We start from the raw sequence: 8,258 nt of genomic DNA, 5'->3' as shown, positions 1-8,258 counted from the left end.
TAGAAGAAGTTTATACGCAAGTTCTTTCTGATTTAACCGATGCTTATAACCTATTACCTACTTCAAACGATGTTTATGCAACAAAATATAGTGCTGCAGCACTTTTAGCTAAAGTATATTTGCAAATGGGAGACTACGTTAACGCTCGTGAAATGGCAAATGAAGTTATTAGTTATAGCGGAGCAACATTAGCTAGTTCATTTTCTGGAGCTTTTAATAATGATGGAAATTCTGTAGAAGATTTATTTGCTTGGCAAGTAACAAGCCAAGATGATAGTTCTAACTTCTTTAATTTATTTTGGGCTGGATCTGCTTATGGTGGACGTTCAGGAAATCCAGATATCTATATTAATGCTCAACATTTTAGTATTTATGATGACGCTAATGACGATAGAAGTCTTTTCTTTTATGAAACATCTAGAGGAACAGCAACTACAAAATGGCAATACCAATATGGAAATATTCCTTTTTTACGTTTAGCTGAAATGTATTTAATTAGAGCAGAATGTAATTTTAGAAGATCTACAATTGTAGGTGACACTCCATTAAACGATATAAATAAATTACGAAACAGAGCAAATGCCAATTTGTTTATTACTGTAGATTTATCTACCATATTAATGGAAAGAAAAAGAGAGTTAGCTTTTGAAGGATTTACATTATTTGATGCAAAACGATTAGGAGAAAACATAGGGTCAATTTCTTATGATGCCGACCAATTAGTAATGCCTATTCCTTTAAGAGAAACAGATGCAAATCCAAACTTAGAGCAAAATAATGGTTATTAACAAACAACTATTTAATTAAGAAAATAAATTAGGAGCTTTTGTAGATATGCATAAAGCTCCTAAATTTTTTAATTAATTATGAAGGCTATTCATATAAAATTAAGTTACTATTGGAAAAATATTCACCGCAAAATTCATTCTTTGCGCTAAATATAACTCCTTTTATTTTTATTTTTAATTAACTTTCACCATTCCAAAAAACAGTAGTCAAACTTTAAAAATTTAGTATAATATAGTCCTATTCTATTTTAAAATTAAATCAATGAAAAAAAATCTTTTATCTACCCTATTATTTACAATACTCGCATTTTATACACTAAATGCGCAAGAACTAAAATCGCCTTCCGAGTTTTTAGGTTATGAACTTGGAACTCGTTTTACCAGACATCATGCAGTTGTTGATTACTTTACGTATGTAAGTGAGAATTTAAAAAGTGTAAAACTGGAAAAATACGGACAAACTAATGAGTTTAGACCATTATATCTTTCTTATATTTCTTCAGAAGAAAATATTAACAATTTAGAAACCATTAGAGAGGATAATTTAAAAAGAGCTGGCATAATAAAAGGTGATAGTAAATTAGAAATTGCAACGGTATGGTTAAGTTATAACGTACACGGAAATGAAGCATCTAGCACAGAAGCTGCTATGCAAACTTTGTATGAATTGGTTACTAACAAACAAGATTGGCTTAAAAACACTTTGGTTATTATTGATCCTTGTTTAAATCCGGACGGAAGAGACAGATATGCCAACTGGTACAATCAAATAAAAAGCACTCCATACAATACAGATCCATACGCTGTAGAACATAGAGAACCTTGGCCAAGAGCAAGAGCAAATCATTATTTATTTGATTTAAATAGAGATTGGGCGTGGGCTACCCAAATTGAAACGCAACAACGTTTAAAAATGTACAATAAGTGGTTACCTCAAGTTCATGTAGATTTTCATGAACAAAGTTATGAGAACCCTTATTATTTTGCACCTGGCGCTGAACCATTTCATGAAATAATTACAGATTGGCAACGAGATTTTCAAACTCAAATAGGTAAAAATCATGCAAAATACTTCGATCAACAAGGTTGGCGTTATTTTACTAAAGAATCTTTTGACTTGCTATATCCTAGTTATGGAGATACCTATCCAACATATATGGGCGCAATTGGTATGACCTATGAACAAGCTGGAATTAGTGCTGGTTTAGGTGTAAAAATAGAAAACAATACAGTTCTTACCTTAAAAGATAGAATTGCACACCATTTTACAACAGGTATTTCTACGGTAGAAATGACCGCTAAAAATAGCTCTAAATTACTTTCAGAATTTAAAAAATTCTTTAATAATTCAAGTGCAGAGTACCAAAGCTATGTTTTAAGAGGTGATGCTGAAAAAATTAATCAAGTGGTAAGCTTACTTAAAACACATGAAATTTATAATTATTCACCAGAAGAAAAAACCATTAAAGCCTCTGATTATGATTCAAATTCTTTAAAAACCATTAGAACAACTAATCAAGATTTGGTAATTCCTACAAATCAACCAAAAGGAAAAATGGTTAAAGCCTTATTTGAAAAAGAAGCAAAACTTACAGATTCTTTAACTTATGATATTACTGCCTGGAGCATTCCTTATGCTTATGGCTTACAAGGTTTTGCCTCAAAAACATCTATTAACGTTAATTCCAATGCAACTACTAGTAAATTTGTAGCTAATCAACCTACAAACAATGCATACGCCTATATTCACAAATGGAATGAAGTTTCCGACGCTACTTTTTTAGGAGATTTATTAGAAAATGGATACAATGTGCGTTATTCTAAAACCGATTTTTCAGTTGAAGGAAATTCTTATAAGAAAGGAACTTTGGTTATTATGCGTGCAGACAATGAACATATAAAATATTTTGATGATACCATTACTAAACTAGCAAATTCTTTAAACACAAAATTAAGTTCAGTAAACACAGGTTTTGTTTCTTCAGGAACTGACTTTGGTTCTAGTAATTATACATTAATAAAACCAAAAAGAGTTGCTGCAATAGCAGGAGAAGGAACTTCTTCTCTTAGTTTTGGTGAAATTTGGCACTTTTTTGAAACACAATTGCAATATCCGTTAACTGTTTTAAACACTTCTAATTTAAAAAGTACCAACCTTTCCAATTATGATGTATTAATTTTACCTGACGACTATATTATTGACACTAAAGAGTTGGAAATGTTTACTTTATACGTTACTAAAGGTGGTACAATTATTTCATTAGGAACTTCTGTAAATAGTTTTGCAGATAAAGACGGCTTTAATTTAAAAACTAAAAAAGATACGCTAAATACCAATTCAAAGCCTAATTTGGTTCCTTATGATCAACAAGAACGTACTTATGTTAAAACTTTAATTACTGGAAGTATTTTTAAAAGTACTATTGAAAACACACACCCATTAGCTTTTGGATATCCAAATTATTATCACAGCTTAAAATTAAGTGGTACTTCATACAAATTATTAGACAAAGGTTTTAATGTAGGTTACTTTGCAGAAAACTCGAAAAACATTTCTGGATTTGCTGGAGTTGATGCCTTAAAGCAAGTTCCAAATTCGTTATTATTTGGTATAGAAAATAAGGGAAGAGGACAATTAATTTATATGGTAGACAATCCTTTATTTAGGTCGTTCTGGCAAAATGGAAAATTATTTTTTACCAATGCAGTATTCTTAAATTAAGTTTAAAACTAGTTTAAACAAAAAAGCGAGCTAAATAGCTCGCTTTTTTGTTACATTCTAAATAAAGATTAAACAGGTTCTCCGTATAAATCAAATTCTGTAGCTTCAGTAATTTTTATAGTGGCAAATTTTCCAACTTGCACATAATGCTTTGTAGCATCAATTAACACTTCATTATCCACATCTGGAGAATCAAATTCCGTTCTACCAACAAAAACATTTCCATCTTTCCTATCTATAATTACTTTAAATGTTTTTCCAATTTTCTCCTGATTTAAATCCCAAGAAATTTGGCTTTGCAACTCCATAATGTCATTAACACGTTGTTGCTTCACATCTTCAGGAACATCATCTTCTAAATTTGCCGCGTGCGTATTTTCCTCGTGCGAATATGCAAAAGCACCTAAACGTTCAAAACGCATTTCTTGTACCCAATCTTTTAATTCTTGAAAATTCTCTTCTGTTTCTCCAGGATAACCAACAATTAAAGTGGTTCTAATAGCCATATTTGGAACCGATTTTCTAAATTCAGCAATTAAATTAGTAGTTTTTTCATGTGAAGTTCCTCTACGCATAGATTTTAAAATATCATCATTTATATGTTGTAAAGGAATATCTAAATAATTACACACTTTTGGTTCATTATTTATAACTTCTAAAACATCTAAAGGAAAACCTGTTGGAAATGCATAATGCAAACGAATCCATTCTATACCATCAATTTTAGCTAATTCTTTTAATAAATCGGCTAAGGCTCTTTTTTTGTAAATATCTAAACCGTAATAGGTTAAATCTTGCGCTATTAAAATAATTTCTTTAATACCTTTTTTTGCCAATTTTGTAGCTTCAATTACCAAATTTTCAATAGGAGTTGAAACGTGTTTACCACGCATTAAAGGAATTGCACAAAAAGAACATGGTCTATCACAACCTTCAGCAATTTTTAAATATGCATAATGCGTTGGTGTTGTTGTTAAACGCTCGCCAACCAATTCGTGCTTATAATCTGCCTCTAAAACTTTTAATAAATTTGGTAAATCATGCGTACCAAAGTACTCATCAACATCCGGAATTTCTTTTTGTAAATCTGGCTTATAACGCTCACTTAAACAACCACTTACATAAACTCTATCAACTTCACCTAATTCCTTTTTATTTACATAATGCAAAATGGTATTGATAGATTCTTCCTTTGCATCGCCAATAAAACCACAAGTATTTATAACAACAATATTTCCATCATCATTTTCATCTTCGTGAACCACATTTTTGTTATTTGCCTTTAATTGCCCCATTAAAACTTCACTATCGTAAACGTTTTTAGAACAACCTAAAGTAACTACGTTAATTTTATTTTCTTTCTTAGTTTTTGTACGCACAAATTTTGTATTTTGAATTATAATTTTTGCAAAAGTAATGAAACCTTTTTAATTGTGTTTAGTCTAATTATAAATACCTAAATTTTAACTGTTTCCAAATTAAAATTCTTTTTTTAATTGATTTGCTTTTAATAAATATTTGATCAATTAATTTTTCTAAATTCTTTAGCTAATTATAATTAACAGGAAGTTTTCTAACTTTTGAAATTTGCTCAAAAGCATACCCTAATTGCAATAATTCTTTTTCCTGAAATGGTTTTGCTATAAAGGTTAAACTAATTGGTTCACCTGATTTTTCATAACCCATTGGTACGGTTAAACAAGGATATTTGGCAACCGCAGCAAAACCAGCGTGATAATTATTTATTGATAAAATAGCCTCTAAATTATATTCAGCCATAGGTTTATCAAAAAAAAGTTTTCCTGTGGTATTTAAATTATTTTTAACAATAGCAAACTCATCTTGCGTTGTTGAATCATTAACAATTCCAATAAACAACTGTTGACCGTAAGGTGCTCTTTTTAAAGAATCTTGCAAATTAATTTGAATAATATCTTCAATAGATTTTATTTTCAAGCTTTTATCGGCATACTTACTTAAATATTTTGGCAAGTCATATTTCATATCAATATTTAGCAAGGTTAAAAAGCCATTCAACTGTAATTTTTGTGGTTCAAACTCAATTAGTATAGCTCCAGCATTTTTTAATAAATCAACATTTTTTTTATAAATAGAATCAGATAATAATTCCTTTATAACTCCTAACCTTTTCCCTTTAATTGTTAATGAATTTAAATCTTTTAAATACTCTACATCACTTTTAATATTTAACGTGGTAATATCTAAAGCGTCTTCTCCTGTCATTGCTGCTAAAAAAATGGCATTATCAATCACACTTTTTGTCATTGGTCCGGGAGTATCTAAGGTACTTGAAATAGGCACAATTCCTGTTCTACTTAACAAACCAACTGTTGGTTTTAAGCCAACAACAGAACTTTTACTTGACGGTGATAAAATGGAACCAGAAGTTTCTGTTCCAACCGCAGCTACAGCATAATTTACTGCTACACTTACACCACTTCCAGAACTTGATCCACCGGTTTCAAATATTTTTCTTCCATAAGGATTTAAAGTTTGACCACCAATTGCGCTATAACCAACAGGACAACCATCGCAAAAATAATAAGCCCATTCACTTAAATTAGCCTTTCCTAAAATTAATGCGCCATTCTCTTTTAATTTTTTAACAATAAAAGCATCATCCGTAGTGTTGTTTTCTTTTAAAGCAAAAGCACCAGCGGTAGTAGGCATTCCAATAGTATTAATGTTATCTTTCAATAAAATTGGCAATCCGTATAACGTATATTTTGTTTCTTTAGGTCTGTTTTTATCCTTTTCTTTTGCTTCTTCAATAACATTTGGGTTTAATGCTATAATACTATGCAATGCTAAATTATTATTACTTTCAAATTTTCTAATTCTGTATAAATAAAAAAGCACAATTTTTTCGTAGGATAAAATTCCATTCGCAACAGATTCCTGAATGGAAGGAATGTCTTTTTCTATAATATAAGGAAGTAAATTTTGATAATCCTTCTCAGAAAAATAAGCTAAATAATTTTCAAAAGGTTTAAAAACCGAATTCATATCTAAATAATTAGACTGAATCAATTTAAATTTCATTCTTTCTAATTCGTGATTTTGTTGCTCCATAATTTCAGAAGACTCATCAACTACACTAAAAACAACTGGTAGTTCTTTTTGTTTACAAGAAACTGATAATAATAAGATAGTAATAATTACAAATGTATTTTTCATATTAAATAATTTGTAATAAAGATAAAAAAAAAGCTGTATAAAAAGTATTGAAAACTGTCATGATGAATTTATTTCAGCATCTCATCGTACTGATATTCAATCATTATGAAAACCTGAAATAAATTCAGGTTGACGAAATTTTCACTTTTTATACAGCCTTTATTTTAACTGTTTTATTTAGTTAAAAAAAGAATCTACAAATTCAATTTTATTAAACACTTGTAAATCATCTATTTTTTCACCTACTCCAATATATTTTACTGGTATTTTAAATTGATCTGAAATACCAATAACAACACCACCTTTTGCAGTTCCATCTAATTTTGTAACTGCTAATGAAGTAACTTCTGTTGCTTTTGTAAATTGTTTAGCTTGTTCGAAAGCATTTTGCCCAGTTGACCCATCTAACACCAATAAAACTTCATGTGGAGCATCGTCAACAACTTTTTGCATTACACGTTTAATTTTTGTTAACTCATTCATTAAATTAACTTTATTGTGTAATCTTCCGGCGGTATCAATAATAACAACATCGGCATTTTGGGCAACGGCAGATTTTAAAGTATCAAAAGCCACAGATGCAGGATCACTACCCATTTCCTGACGAACAATAGGAACTCCAACTCTATCCGCCCATACTTGTAATTGATCAATAGCTGCTGCTCTAAAAGTATCTGCTGCACCTAAAACTACTTTTTTACCATTTTTAGTAAATTGTGCAGCTAACTTACCAATAGTAGTAGTTTTACCAACGCCATTTACACCAACAACCATAATAATGTATGGCTTTTTATTCACAGGAACTACAAAATCGGTTTCATTACCAACATTTGTTTCCGCCAATAACCCAGCAATTTCTTCACGAAGAATTTTATTTAATTCATCGGTCCCTAAATATTTATCTTTAGCTACACGTTCTTCAATGCGTTCAATAATTTTTAAGGTTGTGTTTACGCCAACATCCGATGAAATTAGAATTTCCTCTAAATTATCTAATACATCATCATCAACTTTTGTTTTACCAGCAACCGCTTTAGATAATTTAGAAAAAAAAGAAGTTTTCGTTTTTTCTAAACCTTTATCTAAAGTTTCTTTTTTTTCTTTCGAAAATATTTTTTTAAATAAGCTCATTTTCTACAAATTATGGTATAAATATAAAAAAGAAAAGCTACTCTCTATTATGAAAGTAGCCTTATTATTTTCAAATGAACAAAATTTATTTTTTGCTCAAAAAATCTTTTACATTTGCAGGATCCACAATAGCTTCAACAAATGAATATGCTCCTGACTTAGGAGATTTCACCATTTTAATAGCTTTTGTTAATCTTTTTGATCCAGTTTGTAACGATGCTACTGCTTTCTTTGCCATAATCCTATATTATTTAATTTCTTTATGAACTGTCATTTTCTTCATGATAGGATTGAATTTTTTAATTTCCATTCTATCAGGAGTGTTCTTTTTATTCTTCGTTGTAATATATCTTGAAGTACCTGGTAAACCAGAAGCTTTATGCTCAGTACATTCTAAAATTACCTGAATTCTATTTCCT

Annotated in this window: 7 protein-coding genes; 2 read left to right on the top strand and 5 right to left on the bottom strand. The window is 29.8% G+C overall.

The window, feature by feature from the left end; all coding sequences use genetic code 11:
• The coding region (locus tag ABY298_RS13240; protein WP_372746535.1) for a RagB/SusD family nutrient uptake outer membrane protein at positions 1 to 788 on the top strand (788 nt) is incomplete at its 5' end.
• A 262-nt stretch (positions 789 to 1,050) separates the two neighbouring features.
• The gene (locus ABY298_RS13235; RefSeq protein WP_372746534.1) at positions 1,051 to 3,510 is read left to right on the top strand and encodes a M14 family metallopeptidase; all 2,460 of its coding nucleotides are present in this window, start codon (positions 1,051 to 1,053) and stop codon (positions 3,508 to 3,510) included.
• Between the two features lie 68 nt (positions 3,511 to 3,578).
• Here the strand turns inward: ABY298_RS13235 and rimO are convergent, their stop codons facing one another.
• The 5 genes from rimO to rpmG all read right to left on the bottom strand — a co-directional run.
• Positions 3,579 to 4,889 carry a 30S ribosomal protein S12 methylthiotransferase RimO gene (gene rimO, locus ABY298_RS13230; RefSeq protein WP_372746532.1) on the bottom strand — a complete coding sequence of 437 codons (1,311 nt, stop codon included), beginning with the start codon at positions 4,887 to 4,889 and terminating at the stop codon, positions 3,579 to 3,581.
• A 169-nt stretch (positions 4,890 to 5,058) separates the two neighbouring features.
• Positions 5,059 to 6,708, bottom strand: a complete 1,650-nt coding sequence (locus ABY298_RS13225; protein ID WP_372746531.1) for an amidase family protein — start codon at positions 6,706 to 6,708, stop codon at positions 5,059 to 5,061.
• 177 nt (positions 6,709 to 6,885) lie between these two features.
• Positions 6,886 to 7,839 (bottom strand): signal recognition particle-docking protein FtsY, encoded by a 954-nt coding sequence (gene ftsY / locus ABY298_RS13220; RefSeq protein ID WP_372746530.1) that lies wholly within the window; start codon positions 7,837 to 7,839, stop codon positions 6,886 to 6,888.
• Positions 7,840 to 7,924: 85 nt separating this feature from the next.
• Positions 7,925 to 8,077: a DUF4295 domain-containing protein gene (locus ABY298_RS13215; protein WP_372746529.1), complete on the bottom strand. Its 153-nt coding sequence runs from the start codon at positions 8,075 to 8,077 to the stop codon at positions 7,925 to 7,927.
• A 9-nt stretch (positions 8,078 to 8,086) separates the two neighbouring features.
• Positions 8,087 to 8,258: 50S ribosomal protein L33 (gene rpmG, locus ABY298_RS13210; RefSeq protein WP_372746536.1), on the bottom strand; the 172-nt coding region annotated here is incomplete at its 5' end.

This window comes from Lutibacter sp., from assembly GCF_041596795.1.
GTDB lineage: Bacteria > Bacteroidota > Bacteroidia > Flavobacteriales > Flavobacteriaceae > Lutibacter.
The sequence above is the reverse complement of the archived record's forward strand: the minus strand, read 5'-3'. Positions and strand labels throughout refer to the sequence as shown.